The organism is Citrobacter portucalensis (assembly GCF_002042885.1).
GTDB lineage: Bacteria > Pseudomonadota > Gammaproteobacteria > Enterobacterales > Enterobacteriaceae > Citrobacter > Citrobacter portucalensis.
Genome location: NZ_MVFY01000008.1, coordinates 219,461 through 238,426, shown reverse-complemented (window position 1 = coordinate 238,426; position 18,966 = coordinate 219,461). Strand labels below are relative to the sequence as shown.

The 18,966-nt window shown below is 52.2% G+C and carries 22 protein-coding genes; 11 read left to right on the top strand and 11 right to left on the bottom strand.

What is annotated here, in order from left to right:
• Positions 1 to 32: 32 nt before the first annotated feature.
• Together BZK40_RS14345 and BZK40_RS14340 are read right to left on the bottom strand one after the other, a co-directional pair.
• Positions 33 to 896: a nucleoside-specific channel-forming protein Tsx gene (locus BZK40_RS14345; protein ID WP_003021561.1), complete on the bottom strand. Its 864-nt coding sequence runs from the start codon at positions 894 to 896 to the stop codon at positions 33 to 35.
• A gap of 298 nt (positions 897 to 1,194) precedes the next feature.
• On the bottom strand, positions 1,195 to 1,734 hold the full coding sequence (locus BZK40_RS14340) for a SadB/YajI family lipoprotein (RefSeq protein ID WP_079934852.1): 540 nt from the start codon (positions 1,732 to 1,734) through the stop codon (positions 1,195 to 1,197).
• 153 nt (positions 1,735 to 1,887) lie between these two features.
• On the opposite strand from BZK40_RS14340, the gene nrdR reads away from it, so the two are divergent.
• The 6 genes from nrdR (at position 1,888) to pgpA (ending at position 5,995) form a co-directional block, all read left to right on the top strand.
• Positions 1,888 to 2,337 (top strand): transcriptional regulator NrdR, encoded by a 450-nt coding sequence (nrdR, locus tag BZK40_RS14335; protein ID WP_003021571.1) that lies wholly within the window; start codon positions 1,888 to 1,890, stop codon positions 2,335 to 2,337.
• Between the two features lie 3 nt (positions 2,338 to 2,340).
• The gene (gene ribD / locus BZK40_RS14330; RefSeq protein WP_079934851.1) at positions 2,341 to 3,444 is read left to right on the top strand and encodes a bifunctional diaminohydroxyphosphoribosylaminopyrimidine deaminase/5-amino-6-(5-phosphoribosylamino)uracil reductase RibD; all 1,104 of its coding nucleotides are present in this window, start codon (positions 2,341 to 2,343) and stop codon (positions 3,442 to 3,444) included.
• A 90-nt stretch (positions 3,445 to 3,534) separates the two neighbouring features.
• Positions 3,535 to 4,005, top strand: coding sequence for a 6,7-dimethyl-8-ribityllumazine synthase (ribH, locus tag BZK40_RS14325; RefSeq protein ID WP_003021575.1), 471 nt, complete (start codon positions 3,535 to 3,537; stop codon positions 4,003 to 4,005).
• 19 nt (positions 4,006 to 4,024) lie between these two features.
• Positions 4,025 to 4,444 carry a transcription antitermination factor NusB gene (nusB, locus tag BZK40_RS14320; protein ID WP_000801129.1) on the top strand — a complete coding sequence of 140 codons (420 nt, stop codon included), beginning with the start codon at positions 4,025 to 4,027 and terminating at the stop codon, positions 4,442 to 4,444.
• A gap of 77 nt (positions 4,445 to 4,521) precedes the next feature.
• Positions 4,522 to 5,499: a thiamine-phosphate kinase gene (gene thiL, locus BZK40_RS14315; RefSeq protein ID WP_008783930.1), complete on the top strand. Its 978-nt coding sequence runs from the start codon at positions 4,522 to 4,524 to the stop codon at positions 5,497 to 5,499.
• Positions 5,477 to 5,995: a phosphatidylglycerophosphatase A gene (gene pgpA / locus BZK40_RS14310; RefSeq protein WP_003021578.1), complete on the top strand. Its 519-nt coding sequence runs from the start codon at positions 5,477 to 5,479 to the stop codon at positions 5,993 to 5,995. Before thiL ends, pgpA begins: the two co-directional genes overlap by 23 nt.
• 99 nt (positions 5,996 to 6,094) lie before the next feature.
• Here the strand turns inward: pgpA and yajO are convergent, their stop codons facing one another.
• The 4 genes from yajO to xseB are packed head-to-tail and all read right to left on the bottom strand — an operon-like array spanning position 6,095 to position 10,155.
• Positions 6,095 to 7,069 (bottom strand): 1-deoxyxylulose-5-phosphate synthase YajO, encoded by a 975-nt coding sequence (gene yajO / locus BZK40_RS14305; protein WP_079934850.1) that lies wholly within the window; start codon positions 7,067 to 7,069, stop codon positions 6,095 to 6,097.
• A 56-nt stretch (positions 7,070 to 7,125) separates the two neighbouring features.
• Positions 7,126 to 8,988 (bottom strand): 1-deoxy-D-xylulose-5-phosphate synthase, encoded by a 1,863-nt coding sequence (dxs, locus tag BZK40_RS14300; protein ID WP_003830996.1) that lies wholly within the window; start codon positions 8,986 to 8,988, stop codon positions 7,126 to 7,128.
• A gap of 24 nt (positions 8,989 to 9,012) precedes the next feature.
• A complete protein-coding gene (gene ispA, locus BZK40_RS14295) occupies positions 9,013 to 9,912 on the bottom strand; it encodes a (2E,6E)-farnesyl diphosphate synthase (RefSeq protein WP_008783932.1) in 900 nt (299 codons plus the stop codon).
• On the bottom strand, positions 9,913 to 10,155 hold the full coding sequence (xseB, locus tag BZK40_RS14290; RefSeq protein WP_003021586.1) for an exodeoxyribonuclease VII small subunit: 243 nt from the start codon (positions 10,153 to 10,155) through the stop codon (positions 9,913 to 9,915).
• 196 nt (positions 10,156 to 10,351) lie between these two features.
• Between xseB and thiI the strand changes: the two genes are divergently transcribed.
• Positions 10,352 to 11,800, top strand: coding sequence for a tRNA uracil 4-sulfurtransferase ThiI (gene thiI / locus BZK40_RS14285; protein WP_008783933.1), 1,449 nt, complete (start codon positions 10,352 to 10,354; stop codon positions 11,798 to 11,800).
• Between the two features lie 65 nt (positions 11,801 to 11,865).
• Here the strand turns inward: thiI and BZK40_RS14280 are convergent, their stop codons facing one another.
• From BZK40_RS14280 to panE, 3 genes are read right to left on the bottom strand one after another with little or no spacing between them, the layout of a single operon-like run.
• Complete coding sequence (locus tag BZK40_RS14280; RefSeq protein ID WP_079934849.1) at positions 11,866 to 12,948, bottom strand: hypothetical protein; 1,083 nt, start codon at positions 12,946 to 12,948, stop codon at positions 11,866 to 11,868.
• A 32-nt stretch (positions 12,949 to 12,980) separates the two neighbouring features.
• On the bottom strand, positions 12,981 to 13,571 hold the full coding sequence (yajL, locus tag BZK40_RS14275) for a protein deglycase YajL (RefSeq protein ID WP_008783935.1): 591 nt from the start codon (positions 13,569 to 13,571) through the stop codon (positions 12,981 to 12,983).
• Positions 13,534 to 14,445 (bottom strand): 2-dehydropantoate 2-reductase, encoded by a 912-nt coding sequence (gene panE / locus BZK40_RS14270; protein WP_032942532.1) that lies wholly within the window; start codon positions 14,443 to 14,445, stop codon positions 13,534 to 13,536. The genes yajL and panE overlap by 38 nt, the downstream gene beginning before the upstream one ends.
• A gap of 174 nt (positions 14,446 to 14,619) precedes the next feature.
• Here panE and BZK40_RS14265 point away from each other — a divergent pair, with 174 nt between their 5' ends.
• A complete protein-coding gene (locus tag BZK40_RS14265) occupies positions 14,620 to 15,111 on the top strand; it encodes a YajQ family cyclic di-GMP-binding protein (protein ID WP_003831002.1) in 492 nt (163 codons plus the stop codon).
• A gap of 46 nt (positions 15,112 to 15,157) precedes the next feature.
• On the opposite strand, the gene BZK40_RS14260 is transcribed toward BZK40_RS14265, so the two are convergent.
• On the bottom strand, positions 15,158 to 16,522 hold the full coding sequence (locus BZK40_RS14260) for an MFS transporter (RefSeq protein ID WP_071445875.1): 1,365 nt from the start codon (positions 16,520 to 16,522) through the stop codon (positions 15,158 to 15,160).
• Between the two features lie 182 nt (positions 16,523 to 16,704).
• Here BZK40_RS14260 and BZK40_RS14255 point away from each other — a divergent pair, with 182 nt between their 5' ends.
• From BZK40_RS14255 to BZK40_RS14245, 3 genes are read left to right on the top strand one after another with little or no spacing between them, the layout of a single operon-like run.
• Positions 16,705 to 17,187: an Hcp family type VI secretion system effector gene (locus BZK40_RS14255; protein ID WP_079934863.1), complete on the top strand. Its 483-nt coding sequence runs from the start codon at positions 16,705 to 16,707 to the stop codon at positions 17,185 to 17,187.
• A gap of 11 nt (positions 17,188 to 17,198) precedes the next feature.
• Positions 17,199 to 17,648: an STM2901 family protein gene (locus BZK40_RS14250; RefSeq protein ID WP_048214793.1), complete on the top strand. Its 450-nt coding sequence runs from the start codon at positions 17,199 to 17,201 to the stop codon at positions 17,646 to 17,648.
• Positions 17,648 to 18,007 carry a DUF1493 family protein gene (locus tag BZK40_RS14245; RefSeq protein ID WP_048214792.1) on the top strand — a complete coding sequence of 120 codons (360 nt, stop codon included), beginning with the start codon at positions 17,648 to 17,650 and terminating at the stop codon, positions 18,005 to 18,007. Before BZK40_RS14250 ends, BZK40_RS14245 begins: the two co-directional genes overlap by 1 nt.
• Before the next feature lie 64 nt (positions 18,008 to 18,071).
• Here BZK40_RS14245 and cyoE read toward each other — a convergent pair whose 3' ends face one another.
• Positions 18,072 to 18,962, bottom strand: a complete 891-nt coding sequence (cyoE, locus tag BZK40_RS14240; protein WP_003831005.1) for a heme o synthase — start codon at positions 18,960 to 18,962, stop codon at positions 18,072 to 18,074.
• Between the last annotated feature and the right edge of the window lie 4 nt (positions 18,963 to 18,966).

Sequence of the window (18,966 nt, the reverse complement as noted above, 5' to 3'; positions counted from 1 at the left end):
TAAGCTGGCTTGTCTGCGAAACATTGTCTGGATTAGAAGTTGTAACCTACGACCAGGTAACCACCCCAACCGGTAGATTTCGCGCTGAAGTCGCCTTCGCCCCAGTTCAGGGTATCTCCACCTTTCCACTGGCCGCCGTTATGGAAGTAACGCGCTACGACGGAGTAGTGCCAGTGATCGTAGTTCAGCGCCAGGACGTGGCTGGATGCGATAGAGTTGCTGGTGCGGTTCGGATCATCACCCAAATCTGAGCCCCAGTCGAAGTTGGTGAAGCCGATGTAGGTCAACTGGCCGCCCCAAACCTGGGTGATCGGCACAAAGTATTTCACTTTGAAACGGTAGCCATCCCACTCGTTTTCGTTGGATGCGCCATAGTTCTGCCACTGGTATTTAGCATACACGTTCAGGGACAGACCCATCGGCAGACCGGTATCGATATCGGTACCCAGACCCATATACCAGGTGCTCTGGCGGCTGGCTTTGTTATCACCCATATCGTAGATGTAGTTGTTGGCGAAATACCATTCTTTGAACGGACCAAAGCTCAGGTCAGCACCGGTCAGTTTGTCGATGGAGAAACGCGGTTCGATTTCCATAAACAGCGGGGAACCGTCAGACCAAATACCTTTATCGTTGCCGTTACCCCAGTCGAAGGTTTTCGGAATATCGATGTAGCCATAGAAGTCAAACCAGTCTTTTTTGGCAAACGCTTCGTATTCAAGATACACGTCGTTGTTCAGTTTCGGGGAGAAACGGGTGTGATAGCTACCCACCACGTTAACGCTTTGGTGCCACCAGTCGGACAGATATTGCGGTTTGTCATTTTCTGCTGCGTTGGCAGTAAAAGACGAGGAGAGCGCCAGCACTGCACCGGCTGCAAGTAATGTTTTTTTCATATGTATGCCACTGTTTGAAATCCCTTTCGGGAGTGAAAAATGCGCAATTTGCGTTTCTAAATATTTCGTAATTCTTCGGAGCCTATTATAAAAATCATTGTTCACAAAAATATGTCTTGTTTCACAGTTCTATCATTTACGTAATCGATTGCGTTCACGTTTGCGTACTTTAGGCGGCGAATTGTACTGGCTCTCATGAATGTTGCCAAGTTTTACCAGAAATATCGGTTATGTCAGGGGAGTAACAAAAAGAAGCGGAGTGATGTTGCGGAACGCACAAAACGTTCCGCAAAAAAGTTTATTGGCTAACAGGCTGGACGTCGTGGATGCGCACAAATCCTAACTGATCTGGAGTGAGGCCATTTATCTGTAACGGAATGTCTACGTCGCTGGGAGCAAGAATACTCGCCGGAGCGTTGACCAATTGGTTATGAACGTTCACTTCCTGATAGTTGTCCGTGGTGCCCTGAATTTGCCCGTATTCGACGGTGGCGCTAAAGGCGGGTAAAGGCGTGTTGGATTCACCCTGAATTCGTAGCGTCAGGCGCGTACCATCGGCGTTCGGCGCAATGTTCACCAGCGACATGCGTAAGGTGCCAATCTGGCTGTCCAGTCGTGCCGGGGTTTTGGAGCCCGGCAGCAGATAGGCGCCGCTGGTTGATCTTGCATTCAACATATTTTGTTGCGTAATTTTTACCGTTTCCTGATTAAGCTGCGTCATCTCTTTATTCAACGTGCTAACGCTTTGATGCATCTGGCGTACTTCGCTTTGCTGTGCGCAGGCACTAAGACTAAAGAGACTTCCCACCAGGAGAATTCTTAGGTAACGTCTTGTCATTGTGATTACTTCCTTCATTGTCGCGATAGCATAATGGTAGTGTGCACTGAGCACGAAGGCATCGATCCTTTGTCTCAAAAGCGCAGCGCCTTTGTTGTCACGGCAGTTCAGGGTAAAATAGATTCTGTTAACCACTGAGGTACAGGACGCCGTATGCATTGCCCATTCTGTTTCGCCGTAGACACTAAGGTAATTGACTCTCGTCTTGTAGGCGAGGGCTCCTCGGTACGCCGCCGTCGGCAGTGTCTGGTTTGTAACGAACGTTTCACCACTTTTGAAGTGGCTGAACTTGTCATGCCGCGCGTTGTGAAAAGCAACGATGTGCGTGAACCCTTTAATGAAGAAAAGCTGCGCAGCGGCATGCTCAGAGCGCTTGAGAAACGGCCTGTCAGCGCAGATGACGTCGAAATGGCGTTAAACCATATCAAATCACAGCTGCGTGCGACGGGTGAGCGTGAGGTGCCGAGCAAGATGATTGGCAACCTGGTGATGGAGCAGTTGAAAAAGCTCGATAAAGTCGCCTACATCCGCTTTGCCTCTGTCTACCGGAGTTTCGAAGACATCAAAGAATTTGGCGAAGAGATTGCTCGCCTACAGGACTAAGCCATGCAGGATGAATTGTACATGGCGCGCGCGCTAAAGCTTGCTGCGCGCGGACGTTTTACCACTCACCCCAACCCCAACGTGGGCTGCGTGATTGTGAAAGATGGGGAGATCGTCGGTGAAGGATATCATCACCGAGCGGGCGAACCGCATGCCGAAGTTCATGCTCTGCGGATGGCCGGAGAAAAAGCGCAGGGGGCAACTGCCTACGTGACGCTTGAACCCTGTAGTCATCATGGTCGCACGCCGCCGTGTTGCGATGCGCTGATTGCGGCGGGGGTGTCGCGTGTGGTTGCGGCGATGCAGGATCCCAATCCGCAGGTCGCAGGACGTGGGCTCTACCGTTTGCAGCAGGCGGGTATCGACGTCAGCCACGGGCTGATGATGAGCGAAGTTGAGCAACTGAATAAAGGCTTCCTCAAGCGCATGCGTACGGGATTCCCGTATCTTCAGCTTAAGCTTGGCGTGTCGCTTGATGGCCGTACAGCGATGGCCAGCGGTGAAAGCCAGTGGATCACCTCGCCACAGGCGCGCCGCGATGTGCAACGCTTGCGCGCGCAAAGCCATGCCATTTTAACCAGCAGTGCGACGGTGCTGGCAGACGACCCTCAGCTTACCGTGCGTTGGTCGGAGCTTGGGGAGTCAACTCAGGCGAGTTACCCGCAGGAAGAGCTGCGTCAGCCAATCCGCATTGTTCTTGATAGCCAGAATCAGGTCACACCGGCGCACCGAATTGTGCAACAGCCTGGAGAAACCTGGATTGTCCGGACTGAAGACGACCCTCGCAGCTGGCCGGAGACGGTGCGCAGCCTGAAGGTGCCGGAACATAACGGACATCTGGATCTGGTGGTGCTAATGATGCAACTGGGCAAACAGCAAATTAACAGCATTTGGGTTGAAGCTGGCCCAACGCTCGCCGGGGCATTATTACAGGCTGGTTTGGTCGATGAGCTAATCGTGTATGTTGCGCCTAAACTGTTAGGCAGCGATGCGAGAGGATTATGTGTGCTTCCAGGCCTTGAGAAACTGGCTGACGCACCCCATTTCAAATTCAATGAGATACGCCAGGTGGGCCCGGACGTTTGCCTGCATTTAACGACTGCGTGAGGCTTTCTGATTTAGAGGAAGCAGCGCACAGAATATTATGATAAAATCCGCCCCCCTTACGGGGCCATAAATCGAACCCGAAGGAAGAATATGAACATTATTGAAGCTAACGTTGCTACCCCGGACGCTCGCGTCGCCATCACCATTGCGCGTTTCAACAACTTTATCAATGACAGCCTGCTGGAAGGTGCTATCGACGCCCTGAAACGTATTGGCCAGGTTAAAGATGAAAACATTACCGTTGTTTGGGTTCCAGGTGCATATGAGCTGCCACTGGCCGCTGACGCACTGGCAAAAACCGGTAAATACGACGCGGTGATTGCGCTCGGTACGGTGATCCGTGGCGGTACCGCGCACTTCGAATATGTGGCTGGCGGTGCAAGCAATGGCCTGGCGCATGTCGCTCAGGACAGTGGCATTCCGGTAGCCTTCGGTGTTCTGACCACCGAAAGTATTGAACAAGCCATCGAACGTGCTGGCACTAAAGCCGGTAACAAAGGCGCAGAAGCTGCACTGACTGCGCTTGAAATGATTAATGTATTGAAAGCCATCAAGGCCTGATTTTTGTAAGGGGAAATCCGTGAAACCTGCTGCTCGTCGCCGCGCCCGTGAGTGTGCCGTCCAGGCGCTCTACTCCTGGCAGTTGTCCCAGAACGACATCGCTGATGTTGAATACCAGTTCCTGGCGGAACAGGACGTTAAAGATGTCGACGTTCTGTATTTCCGTGAACTGCTGTCCGGGGTGGCGACTAACAGCGCGTACCTGGATGGATTAATGAAGCCTTACCTGTCTCGTCTGTTGGAAGAGCTGGGTCAGGTAGAAAAAGCCGTACTGCGTATTGCGCTGTTTGAATTGTCTAAACGTAGTGATGTGCCGTACAAAGTGGCCATCAACGAAGCGATTGAACTGGCAAAAACCTTCGGCGCTGAAGATAGCCACAAATTCGTGAACGGCGTACTGGATAAAGCAGCACCTGTGATTCGCCCCAACAAAAAGTAATCCCGAGGCCGGCTGGATGGTGGAACCTGTTTCCGCTGTCCCCGGCTTTTTCTTTTTTTTCTGCTGAGGCATAACGTATGGCATGTGGCGAGTTTTCCCTGATTGCCCGTTATTTTGACCGCGTAAGAACTTCTCGTCTTGATGTCGAAACCGGTATTGGTGACGACTGCGCACTTCTGAACATCCCTGAAAAACAAACGCTGGCGATCAGTACCGATACGCTGGTGGCAGGCAACCACTTTCTCCCCGACATTGATCCGACCGATCTCGCCTGGAAAGCACTGGCGGTGAATTTGAGCGATCTGGCGGCGATGGGGGCGGATCCTGCGTGGCTGACGCTGGCGCTCACGTTACCTGACGTCGATGAAGCCTGGCTGGAAGCCTTCAGCGATGGCCTGTTTGAACTCCTCAATTACTATGATATGCAGCTGATTGGCGGTGACACCACGCGTGGGCCGCTGTCGATGACGCTGGGTATCCATGGCTACGTCCCCGTTGGGCGGGCCTTAAAACGCTCTGGCGCGAAACCGGGTGACTGGATTTATGTTACCGGCACGCCGGGCGACAGTGCGGCCGGGCTGGCGATTTTGCAGAACCGATTGCAGGTTGCAGATGCAACAGACGCGGACTATCTTCTGCAACGCCATCTGCGTCCCACGCCGCGTATTTTGCAGGGACAAGCCCTGCGCGATCTGGCCAGTGCGGCTATCGATCTCTCCGATGGCCTGATTTCCGATTTGGGACACATCGTTAATGCCAGCGGCTGTGGCGCACGGGTTAACGTTGATGTGCTGCCATACTCCACTGCATTGTCACAGCACGTTGAGCCGGAACAGGCCCTGCGCTGGGCGCTTTCGGGAGGTGAAGATTATGAGTTATGCTTTACCGTACCGGAAATTAATCGTGGTGCGCTGGAAGTGGCGCTGGGAAATCTCGGCGCAGCGTTTACCTGTATTGGGCAGATGAGCGCGGACGTGGAAGGCATTCACTTTACGCGCGATGGAAAACCCGTCACGTTTGACTGGAAAGGATATGACCATTTTGCCGCGCCTTAAAAAAGATGTCGCCAAAAGCCGCCTGAGTATGCGCAATCCGTGGCACCTGTTAGCCACCGGTTTTGGCAGCGGGCTGAGCCCAATTGTTCCAGGCACGATGGGATCGCTGGCGGCAATCCCTTTTTGGTATTTAATGACCTTCCTGCCGTGGCAGCTGTATTCGCTGGTGGTGATGTTATCTATCTGTATCGGCGTTTATCTGTGCCATCAAACGGCGAAAGATATGGGCGTGCACGATCACGGTAGCATTGTCTGGGACGAGTTTGTCGGGATGTGGATTACCCTGATGGCGCTGCCGACCAACGACTGGCAGTGGGTTGCCGCCGGATTTGTGATTTTCCGTATTCTGGATATGTGGAAGCCGTGGCCTATTCGTTGGTTCGATCGCAACGTACATGGCGGGACGGGGATCATGATCGACGATATTGTGGCCGGGATACTCTCTGCCGGAATTTTGTATTTTATCGGTCATCACTGGCCGGTAGGTATCATTTAACCCTTTTCAGGGGCTATTGTAGGCCCGATAAGCGCCGCGACATCGGGCGATCAGTGCCGGATGCGCTATGCTTATCCGGCCTACAATCTTCAACCGCGCTTATTTAAATCCCACCACCGGATGCTGTTTGTACGGCGTTTCCAGCTCGGCAATTTGCTCCGGCTTCAACGTTAAATCTACCGCGTTGAGCAACTCATCCAGCTGTTCCTCACGTGAAGAACCAATAATTGGCGCTGCCACGCCGGGTTTGCTCAGCAGCCAGGCCAGCGCAACCTGTGCCCGCGTTACACCCAACTCCTCACTGACACCGGTCAGTCGTGCGGCGATTTGCGCGTCGTTTTCATCGCTCTCGTTGTACAAATTTTTACCGACTTCATCGGAAACCAGACGTGCGGTTGTTTCTCCCCAGGGACGCGTCAGGCGACCACGCGCCAGCGGACTCCACGGGATCACCGCGACACCTTCCTGATAGCAGAGCGGCAGCATTTCGCGTTCTTCTTCGCGGTAGATCAGGTTGTAGTGATCCTGCATGCTGACGAACTGCGCCCAGCCGTGTTGCTTCTGTAAGGCCAGAGCTTGGGCAAACTGCGAAGCGTGCATGGATGAGGCGCCAATATAGCGAGCTTTACCGGCTTTCACGACGTCGTTTAGAGCCTCCAGCGTTTCTTCGATTGGCGTGTTGTAATCCCAGCGGTGAATTTGCAGGATGTCCACATAGTCCATACCCAGGCGTCTGAGGCTGTCATCAATCGAGCGCAGAATTTGTGCGCGGGATAATCCTTCCGCTAAATCATCCACCTGGTGAAAAACCTTGGTAGCGACCACGACATCTTCGCGGCGGGCGAAATCACGCAGCGCGCGGCCGACAATCTCTTCGCTGCTGCCAGCGGAGTAGCTGTTGGCGGTATCGAAAAAGTTAATGCCACCCTCAAGGGCGTGTTTGATTATCGGGCGGCTGCTTTCTTCAGGTAGCGTCCAGGCGTAATTGCCGCGATTGGGTTCGCCAAATGTCATGCAACCCAGGCAAAGGCGGGAGACCCGTAGGTCGGTTTTTCCTAAGATGTTGTATTTCATCAATCCACTCCTGCTTAGCTCGTGATGAATTAAGCATAGCAGGAGCGGGGAGGGGATTATGCCAGCCAGGCCTTGATTTTGGTCTCAATTCCGGCGGCATTCAAACCCAGATCGGCACGGGCTTCATCCTGAGTTCCCTGCGGGATGAAGAAGTCTGGTAGGCCAATGTTCAGCACCGGGACGGGCTTACGATGGGCCATCAGCACTTCGTTTACGCCGCTGCCAGCACCACCCATAATGGCGTTCTCTTCAATGGTAACCAGCACCTCGTGTTGGGCAGCCATTTCAAGGATCAACGTTTCATCCAGTGGTTTTACAAAGCGCATATCGACCAGCGTGGCGTTCAGCGACTCTGCGACCTGAGCGGCTTCCGGCATCAGGGTGCCAAAGTTGAGAATTGCCACTTTTTCCCCGTGACGTTTCACGATGCCTTTACCAATTGGCAGTTGTTCCAGCGGGGTCAGCTCAACGCCTACCGCGTTGCCGCGTGGGTAGCGCACGACCGTTGGACCGTCGTTGTAGTGATAGCCGGTGAACAGCATCTGGCGGCATTCGTTTTCATCACTCGGGGTCATGATGACCATTTCCGGGATGCAGCGCAGGAAGGAGAGATCGAACGCCCCCTGATGGGTTTGTCCATCTGCGCCAACAATCCCTGCCCGGTCAACGGCGAACAGGACCGGCAGTTTCTGGATGGCTACATCGTGCAGCACCTGATCGTAGGCGCGTTGCAGGAAGGTCGAGTAAATGGCTACCACCGGCTTGTAGCCGCCAATCGCCAGACCGGCAGCAAACGTCACCGCGTGCTGCTCGGCAATCGCCACATCGAAATAGCGGTCCGGGAACTTACGTGAAAACTCCACCATTCCGGAACCTTCGCGCATTGCCGGGGTGATTGCCATCAGCTTATTGTCTTTCGCCGCCGTCTCGCACAGCCAGTCACCGAAAATTTTTGAATAGCTCGGCAGACCGCCGCTGCTTTTCGGCAGGCATCCGCTGGACGGATCAAATTTTGGTACCGCGTGGAACGTAATCGGATCTTTTTCCGCAGGCTCATAGCCACGACCCTTTTTGGTCATGATGTGCAGGAACTGCGGGCCTTTCAGATCGCGCATGTTTTTGAGCGTAGTAATAAGCCCCAGCACGTCGTGACCGTCCACCGGACCGATATAGTTAAAGCCCAGTTCTTCAAACAGAGTCCCCGGCACAACCATACCTTTGATGTGTTCTTCAGTACGTTTGAGCAGTTCTTTAATCGGCGGCACGCCGGAGAAGACTTTCTTCCCGCCTTCGCGCAGCGATGAGTAGAGTTTGCCAGAGAGCAGCTGTGCCAGATGATTGTTCAGCGCGCCAACGTTCTCTGAAATCGACATTTCGTTGTCGTTGAGGATAACCAGCATGTCGGGCCTAATATCGCCCGCGTGGTTCATCGCTTCAAACGCCATCCCTGCGGTGATGGCACCATCACCAATCACACACACGGTACGGCGCTCTTTACCTTCTTTCTCGGCGGCAACGGCAATACCGATACCTGCGCTGATGGAGGTTGAAGAGTGCCCAACGCTCAGTACGTCATACTCGCTTTCACCGCGCCATGGGAACGGATGCAGGCCGCCTTTCTGACGAATGGTGCCGATTTTATCGCGGCGACCGGTCAGAATTTTGTGCGGATAAGCCTGATGTCCCACATCCCAGATTAACTGGTCAAACGGGGTGTTGTAGACATAGTGCAGCGCGACGGTGAGTTCCACCGTGCCCAGACCAGAGGCGAAGTGCCCGCTGGAACGGCTTACGCTGTCGAGCAAATAGCGGCGCAGTTCGTCGCAAAGCTTTGGCAGGCTCTCTTTTGGCAGCAGACGTAACTCCTGGGTGGAGTCGACCAGCGCCAGGGTCGGGTATTTGGCTATATCAAAACTCATCGCAAGCTCATGGGATATGTTGGTTTATTTATCACGCTGGATTATGTAGTCCGCTAGCGCTTCCAGTGCCGAGGTATCGAGTGACTGTGCGGCCAGCAGACTTAGCGACTGGCGGGCGTCCTCGATTAAATCCCGGGCTTTATTCTGGGCTTGCTCAAGACCCAGAAGTGCAGGATAGGTACTTTTGCCAAGCTGCTGGTCAGCACCCTGACGTTTACCCAATGTTGCAGTATCGCCTACCACATCCAGGATGTCATCCTGAACCTGGAAAGCCAGACCGATGCTTTCTGCGTATTTGTCGAGTATTGGCAGGCATTCTCGCCCTTTATCGCCAGCACTTAACGCCCCCAAACGCACGGCGGCGCGAATCAATGCTCCGGTTTTATGGCGATGAATCCGCTCCAGAGCATCCAGCTCAACCTGATGACCTTCAGCTTCCAGATCCAGTGCCTGGCCGCCGCACATACCGGCGATGCCGCTGGCCTGAGCCAGTTCAGAGATCATCGCGATGCGGTCACGGTCAGTGACTTCCGGCATTGGGGCGTCGCTGATAATGGAGAATGCCAGCGTTTGTAGCGCATCTCCGGCCAGGATCGCATTTGCCTCGCCAAATTTTACGTGGCAAGTCGGCAGACCGCGTCGCAGGTCATCGTCATCCATCGCGGGCAAATCATCGTGCATCAGCGAATAGGCATGAATGCATTCGACGGCGGCAGCGGGAGCATCAAGCGTACTCAGGCTGACACCAAACATCTGACCGGTCGCATACACCAGGAACGGGCGCAGGCGTTTACCGCCTAATAATGCGCCATATTGCATGGTTTCGACCACGGGAGTGTTCTGAAAGGGCAGTGGCGCGATAAAACGGCTCAGTGCCTGGTTTGCCTGCTCAACGCAAGCCTGTAGCTGCTGCGTAAAATCCATTTACTCATTATCCGGTGTAAAAGGCGTAAGGGCCGCGTCTTCAGTATCTGACAGCAGGATTTGTACGCGCTGTTCAGCCTGTTGCAATTTGACCTGTCCCTGACGCGCCAACTGTACGCCACGTTCGAATTCGTTCAACGCTTCTTCTAACGGCAGGTCGCCGCCTTCCAGACGGGTAACAATTTGTTCCAGCTCGCTCAGCGCGGTTTCAAAACTGGCGGGCGCTTCATTTTTCTTCGGCATAATGAATGTCTGACTCTCTGTATTGGCAGCACAAGACTATGGTAACGGACTCGCACTGATAAGCAAATAACGCGCAATGTGCACAGTAGCCGCGTGATGGTGATATACTTGCGCGCCTGGATGCAGTCGCGGGTATGGGCTGCTGTATTTTTTTCCATTACAAGTCATTCAGACTTGCCTAAGAACCATTGCCGCCATGAAGTTTATCATTAAATTGTTCCCAGAAATCACCATCAAAAGCCAATCTGTGCGTTTGCGCTTTATAAAAATTCTGACAGGGAACATTCGTAACGTTTTAAAGCACTATGATGAAGACCTTGCCGTTGTCCGTCACTGGGATCACGTTGAGGTTCGCGCTAAAGATGAAAGCCAGCGCCTGGATATTCGCGACGCGCTGACCCGTATTCCGGGTATCCACCACATTCTCGAAGTAGAAGACGTGCCGTTTACCGATATGCACGATATTTTCGAGAAGGCACTGGTGCAGTATCGCGATCAACTGGAAGGTAAAACCTTCTGTGTTCGCGTGAAGCGTCGCGGGAAGCATGAGTTTAGCTCCATTGAGGTGGAACGTTATGTTGGCGGTGGACTGAACCAACATATTGAATCTGCACGCGTGAAGCTGACGAAGCCGGATGTGACCGTTAATCTTGAAATCGAAAACGACCGTCTGCTGCTGGTTAAAGGCCGCTATGAAGGTATTGGCGGTTTCCCGATTGGTACGCAGGAAGACGTCCTGTCGCTGATTTCCGGCGGTTTCGACTCTGGTGTATCCAGCTATATGCTGATGCGTCGCGGCTGCCGTGTTCACTATTGCTTCTTTAACCTTGGCGGCGCAGCGCATGAAATCGGCGTTCGCCAGGTGGCGCATTACCTGTGGAATCGCTTCGGTAGTTCGCATCGCGTGCGTTTTGTTGCTATCAACTTTGAACCGGTGGTCGGTGAGATCCTGGAGAAAGTTGATGACGGCCAGATGGGCGTGGTTCTCAAACGTATGATGGTTCGCGCGGCGTCGAAAGTCGCTGAGCGCTACGGCGTACAGGCGCTGGTAACCGGTGAAGCACTGGGCCAGGTGTCCAGCCAGACGCTGACCAACCTGCGTCTGATCGATAACGTTTCTGACACCCTGATCCTGCGCCCGCTTATCTCCCATGATAAAGAGCACATCATCAATCTGGCGCGTGAAATTGGTACCGAGGACTTTGCCCGTACCATGCCGGAATACTGCGGTGTAATTTCAAAAAGCCCGACGGTGAAAGCGATCAAAGCGAAGATTGAGGCCGAAGAAGAAAACTTCGATTTCTCTATCCTCGATAAAGTGGTTGAAGAAGCGAACAATATCGATATTCGCGATATCGCCCAGCAGACGCAGCAGACCGTGGTAGAAGTGGAAACCGTGAGCGGTTTCGGCCCGAATGACGTAATCCTTGATATCCGTTCTGTGGATGAACAGGATGATAAACCGCTGAAGGTTGAAGGTGTGGACGTCGTTTCTCTGCCATTCTACAAGCTGAGCACTAAATTCGGCGATCTGGACCAGAGTAAAACCTGGCTGCTGTGGTGTGAACGCGGGGTGATGAGCCGTCTGCAGGCGCTTTATCTGCGCGAGCAGGGCTTTGAGAACGTGAAGGTGTATCGCCCGTAATTGAGTAAACATCGTGTTGTAGGCCGGATAAGGCGGTTACGCCGCCATCCGGCAATATAACGATATTATTCAAAACGAACGGGAAGCGTCTTCCCGTTCGACTCCCAGACCCCCTGATAGACACCGTCTTTTAACTCTAGCGTTATCTTCTCTTGCGTTTGTTCAGCCGCAGATGTCTTCAGTTCATAATGTTGATTGTCGGCTGTGTCGCATTTGCCGGTCAATTCAATCGGTGCGCCAAATTTTTGGTAAAAGTAAGCCCCTTCAAAAAAATCACCGTATTTGCAGTCCACCTTCAACACAATACGCATGCTTTTTCCCAGCGTGCCGTACATGACTTTGCCGTCAATGCCGGGCGCTGGCGAAACTGGTGTTGTACTCTTTGCTGTAGTCAGATATTGGCCGTACGGTGTGAGTCGATTTTGCAGTTCCGCGGTTGGGATTTTCGTTGTGAAATCACCCAACTCGTCGAGCGCACGGCTGGCGTGGTTGCTACAGCGTCCGTTCAGGAAAGCCAGATGGTCTTTTTGCAGGGAGAATTTGTCGATGTAGTACAAACCGTCGGTGTAGGTTGCGCACGATGCGTAGAATTCGGCATAGTTAAAATCTTCACCTTTCTCTTCTTTTATTTGTTCTGGTGTTTGCGAATTATGCGCCGTAACAAAGGTATCGATTTGGCCGCGGATATCTTTTCTGATGCGGGTGTTTAATTCGGCGATTGTAGCCCGGGAAAAGAGATCGTTAAGGGTAATTGCCGCACCGCTGGCTAAATCGAAGCTGATCGGCACATTGTACGACTCGCAATACGCCCCGCAACCTTCGATAAACATGTTGAGCGTCAGGATTTTTGCGTCGCGATACTCAACCGTGTAGTCAAGGTTTGCGGTGGGATTCATGGCTGATTTCGCAAACTGATTTACTGTGGCCTGTGGAGTATTGCCCGGTAGCTGATTGATAAAGCTTGCGAAAATATAATCGTTAATGCGTTTTGCAACGTTGGGGTTATCCGTCGAGGAAAACCATGGCACGCGATACTGCATTTCAGTGCTTCCGGGATAGCGATATTCAATACTCTTTATTTCGAGTTGTGTCGCTGTGGCATAACCGGAAAGGAGCAGTAAAGCCACTCCACTCAGATATCCTTTCATTATGATTCCTTATAAGGGAGTGGCTCGAAGATTTACTCGTAATAGTTATAGATTCCCGCGGCCATCACCAGTTGTGACGCCACCTCGTGAGCTTTTTCGCGACTCACCAGAAGATCAATGATTTTCAAACCGAAATCAATGGAAGTCCCCGGTCCCTGGCTGGTTAACAGGTTGACGCGAGGATCCCATACGACGCGCTTGTCCTGCCACTGGTCAGCGGGAATTTGGTCTTTCAGCGCCGGAAAACCGGTCATGTTACCGATGGGGAAAATATCGTGTGGGACGAGTACGGTGGCGGCCGCGGCGCAAATTGCCGCGACAATGCGCCCGGAGCGATGAAACTGTTTCACGGTTTCGATTAGCAGCGGGCTGTCGCGAAAACACTCGGCGCCTTTAATACCGCCCGGTAGCACGATAATGTCGAAATCGCCGTCAGCAACTTCGACTAATGGCGCATCCGCCAGCAGCTTCACTCCGCGTGAGCACACGATCGTCAGGTCGCCATCGCTGGCGACGCTAGCGGTCGTGACCTTAATTCCGCCGCGCACCAGCAGATCGATAGTGGTGACCGCTTCGGTCTCTTCACTACCAGGGGCGAGACATACCAGTGCTTGAGCGCTCATACTCACTTTCCTTTCTCTTTACCATTTCAAACAGTTGGGCGTTTTCCGGGACGGCGATGCCGTGCGCGCGGGCGCGTTTTAACAAATATCCGGTAATGTAGTCGATCTCTGTATGACGCAGGGCACGAATGTCTTGCAGCATTGATGAGATATTTTCCGCCGTACTGTCAATCACTTGCTCGACATAATAGCGTAAATCGTCCACAGATGTATGGTGGCCTTCGCGTTCAATGACCGCGGCCACTTCCTCGCAGATGAGTGCTATTTTTTCAGGATGATGTCGTAACTCGCCGTTTGGGCAATCCCATAATGCGGTCAGCGGGTTAATGACGCAGTTGACGGCCAGCTTTCGCCACAGCTCGGCGCGAATAGTGTCGTGCCAGGCGACGTCCGGTAGCACCTCTTGCAGGACTTCAGCCAGATAACTGAAATCACCGTCTTGTTCACGCGCAGGACCAATGCGCGTTGTTCCCTGAGCGACATGAATGATGACGTTGCCGTCACGGCGTGCTGCGTGGGTGGTGGTACCTATCAGCAGAGGTTGCTTAATGTTATGCAGCTCTTCAATTGTCCCCATGCCGTTGTGAATCAGCAGAATGGGAGTAGTTTCAGGCAGAATTGCGGCCAGGCCTTTTACCGCATCAGAAACCTGCCAGGCTTTAAGGGTGACCAGTAGCAGGTCGCTTTTTGCCAAAAAGTCGGGGTCGTTTGCCGTCAGGGATTCATTAAAAACTGACCCATCCGTGTCGATCAGGTTTACGCTGCAATAGGGTTGCGGTACGCGTAGCCACCCTTGCACCTCATGTCCATGTTTGCATAGCGCGGTAAGCCAAAGCTGTCCTAGCGCTCCACATCCCAGTACGGTAATTTTCATTCTTCCTCCTCACCTGCAACAGCACCAGGTGTTAATCCATATCGGCCGTACCCCATTATTGTTCGCAGGTATCAGTACCACGTACAATTAAAGGATACAGCCTAGTATAGCGCTGTCTGTTGGGTAACTTTGCAGGTATTATGCTTCGCATCAAAAATGAAGGGAGAGGAAAAGATGCCATCTTTCGATATTGTCTCTGAAGTTGATCTTCAGGAAGCCCGTAACGCGGTAGATAACGCCAGCCGCGAAGTGGAGTCACGCTTTGATTTTCGTGGCGTTGAAGCGACTTTTGAGCTGAATGAGTCAAATAAGACGATTAAGGTGCTGAGCGAATCTGATTTTCAGGTCAATCAGTTGCTGGATATTCTGCGTGCCAAGCTGCTCAAACGCGGTATTGAAGGCACGTCGCTGGACGTACCAGAAACCTTCGTGCACAGCGGTAAAACCTGGTTTGTTGAAGCTAAGCTGAAACAAGGCATTGAAAGTGCAGTGCAAAAGAAGATCGTTAAGCTGATCAAAGACAGCAAACTGAAGGTGCAGGCGCAGATTCAGGGCGAAGAAATCCGTGTAACCGGCAAGGCGCGTGACGACCTGCAATCCGTTATGGCGCTGGTTCGCGGCGGCGACCTCGGTCAACCGTTCCAGTTCAAGAACTTCCGCGATTAAGTCGTTATGTCAGATGGCGTAAGCCGCCATCTGACAAATCTCATCTTTACGCCTGGCTGATGGCCTGCTCAACCTCAAATCGATTGGTGACTTTGCTGTCGATTTTCACGTAGGCCGAATGTTCTTTCGCGACAATTAACACTTCGCTTATCCCTTCTTTAGCCAGCAGACGCTGCTTCAGGGTGTCATCCGCAGCAATTTCAGGTGGGATTTCCACCCGCAGGCTGCTGACATACGGCGGCTCTTTCATTGTACTCGCCACCAATAACCACACTGCCGCCAGAAGCGCACCGGCCAGGAATACGGCCTGACCATCAAACATTTCAACCACCCAACCGCCGAGCGAACCGCCAATCGCCACGCCAAGAAACTGGCTGGTGGAGTAAACGCCCATTGCCGTGCCTTTATAGCCAGCCGGAGACTCTTTACTGATAAGCGAGGGGAGGAGGGCTTCCATCAGGTTGAAGGCGAGGAAGAATATCTGCACGCCCGCAATCAACCCCCAGAAACGCACGTTAGCGCTCCACAATACAATCTCTGCAATAAGTATCAGTAACACGCAGGCGAGGAACACGCGTTTCATGCGGCGCTTCACTTCGGCGTAAATGATGAACGGCACCACGGAAACAAAAGACAGCAGCATCGTCACCAGATAAATTTTCCAGTGCTCTGCGGCGGGGAAGCCTGCTTTCGCCAGTTGGCCTGGTAAGGCAACGAAGGTGGACATCAGCAATATGTGCAGACACATGATGCCAAAGTTGAGCTTCAGCAGTTTGGGCTCTGCCAGCACTTTACTGAAGCTGCCTTTTACCATCCCCGACTCGCGGTTCAGCACGTGGGTAGTGCTATTGGGAACGACCCAAATGGTCAGCACGATACCCGTGGTAGCAAGGGCTGCAATCATCCAGAACAGCGCGTGTAGCCCCAGCGCATGGGTAACGATTGGTCCCAGCACCATCGCAATGGCGAAGGTGATACCAAAGCTGACGCCGATAAACGCCATCGCTTTGGTACGGTTTTGCTCACGGGTTAAGTCGGAAAGTAGCGCCATTACGGCCGCAGCAATCGCGCCAGAGCCTTGCAAGGCCCGGCCAAGAATAATTCCCCAGATTGAATCGGAGAGAGCAGCAATTATGCTGCCGAGAACAAATACCGCCAGCCCGCCGACAATAAGCGGCTTACGACCGATGCGGTCAGAGAGCAGGCCAAAGGGGATCTGGAAGACGGCTTGAGCCAGACCATATATGCCGATGGCAAGGCCTATCAGCGCTTCGCTGGCACCCTGTAGCGCCATACCGTAAGTGGTCAGAACCGGCAGGACCATAAACATGCCAAGCATGCGCAACGAAAATACGGTCCCTAAACCCCAGGTGGCGCGCAACTCACCGGGCGTCATTTTGTAATCGTTCATTCCCACCTCTGTATTAATTTCGCGCCTAGTGTAAAGCGGGGAAGGGGTGGGGTAAACCTCTACGATATGTGGAATTGTGTAGTGGGATAATTGAAATAATTACTTTTGAAACTAATTTACTTGCGATAATCACAGGTGTAGTCTTTTTGTGGTTATTTCTAATGGAAACAGGGAAAAGGAAAATGGCAATTCCAGGCAATATGTGGATTTATGACGATGGTGGCGCGCTGATAAAGGGCGGGTGTGACGTAAAGGGAAGAGAATACAGTATTGAATTTAAAGGTTTTCATCATAATCTGTCTATTCCCACTGATAATGGTACAGGCAAGCCAACAGGCACTCGCCAACATTCACCGATGATGATAGTCAAAGAGTTTGACTACTCTAGTCCGTATTTATACAAAGCGGTCGCTTCTGGTCAGAATCTTAAGTCCGCAGAGATTCGTTGGTACAAAATTAATGATGCGGGTCAGGAAGTTGAATACTTCAATATGCTTCTGGAAGGGGTGCGGATTGTCTCCGTTTCTCCTTCGATGGCTGGTCCAGAGGACATGAACAATAACCATCTTGAAACCATAGAATTACGCTACGAAAAAATCACCTGGAAGCATTGCGACGGGAACATTATCTATACCGACGCATGGAATGACCGGCAGACGGCATAATGGGTGATTGAATGGACACCACTGAAGAAGCGAATGGAACCTATTGGTATCATGGTCACAGCAATCTATCAGCTGGGGAATTGTATGATCTCATCTTTCTGGAACAGTTTTGTGATGAGTTAGGAATTGGCATTGAATCGGGAGCAGCTATTCTGGCTGGTCAGCCTTGGTTGAAGACTAGACAGAAACCTTCTGGGGCTATTGAAGGAACAAGTGTTGTTTCCAAATACGGGAGAATGCTTCTGAGAGATACGCGGGTACCATTTGGTATTAAAGTCCCCACACCAGTAGGTTTCAGGATACAAAGCACTAACAAACTTGCAGCTGTGATTGCTCGGTATATACCTTGGCTTGGGTGGATTGGTCTGGTAAATGCACTTGTGCAAGTATCAAGAAAGACGCAGCTAAAATACAACTTAATTGCTCGACCTAAAGATCGCATTCAGTGGACATCATTCTAATGAGTATTCAAGACGATGTGTTAAAGCTTTTCAGGGAAGAAATACCTGGGTATTTGGATGAAAACTGGAAGGAAGTTTCTTTAGAACTCGACTCAGAATTGTTTGATGTCCCCGGAGATGATCTCCACAGCGCTCTGGATCGATATGAGAAAGAGTTCAAAGTTGATTTATCATGTGTGAACTGGAAACCTTATTATCCATGGCACAATCTGCCACTATTCACGAGATGGTTCAAAGCTAACCGGGAAGAAGTGGAAGCAACACGCATACCGTTAACCGTAAGGATGTTTGCTGAGTCGGCTGAAGCGGGGAAATGGTTGTTTGAGATCTGGCCTGATAAACAAAAAGACGAGACCTGACGCTCTCAAAATAGCGTAGTAAATAAAAAGGGTGCCAAAGCACCCTTTTCTTATCTGCCGATTCTTACCAGACGTAAGTCAGCAGGTTCTGCGAGTTTGGCACCATAAAGTCGACCGACATCATCACGCTGAGCGCGGTAATGGCGATGATGGAGAAACCGAACAGCTTGCGCGCCCAGACTCTGTCATCTTCCACTTTATAACCACGCAGCGCCATGCCCAACCACCAGACGCTCACCGCCGCGGCAACAATCAGGTATTTATAACCTGCATAGCCGCCCAGGGTTAGCATCAGCGTGGCGATAGCAAACGCCACGATGTACAGCGTGATATGGTTCTTCGCGACTGAAATACCTTTCACCACCGGCAGTACCGGGATGTTGGCAGCCTGATAATCCTTGAAGCGGAAAATCGCAATCGCGTAAGAGTGCGGCATCTGCCACAGGCTGAAAATAGCCAGCAGAATCAACGCACCGCTATCGAACTCACCGGTTACGGCACAGTAGCCAATCACCGGCGGCGCAGCGCCGGAGAGTGAGCCAATCAGCGTGCCATAAACGGAATGACGCTTCATGTACAGGCTATAAACGCCCACATAGACCACGAAGCCCATTACCCCCAGCCAGCAGGCCAGAGGGTTCGCGCCAAACCACAGCAGCATAAAGCCAGCAATACCCAGCAGGGTGGCGTATACCAGCGAGACCGCAGGGGAAATCAGACCTTTAACCAGCACGCGGTTTTTGGTCCTCTCCATCTTCCTGTCGATATCCCTGTCGATGTAGTTGTTAAATACACAACCCGACGCCACAACCAGTGACACCCCAACCAGCGTGTAGATAAACAGGGGATAATCAATGCTGCCTTTCGAGGCCAGCAGGAATCCCCCAATCACCGAGATCAGGTTGCCAAAGATGATGCCTGGTTTCGTTACTTGCAGGTATTGCTTAAACATCATAATC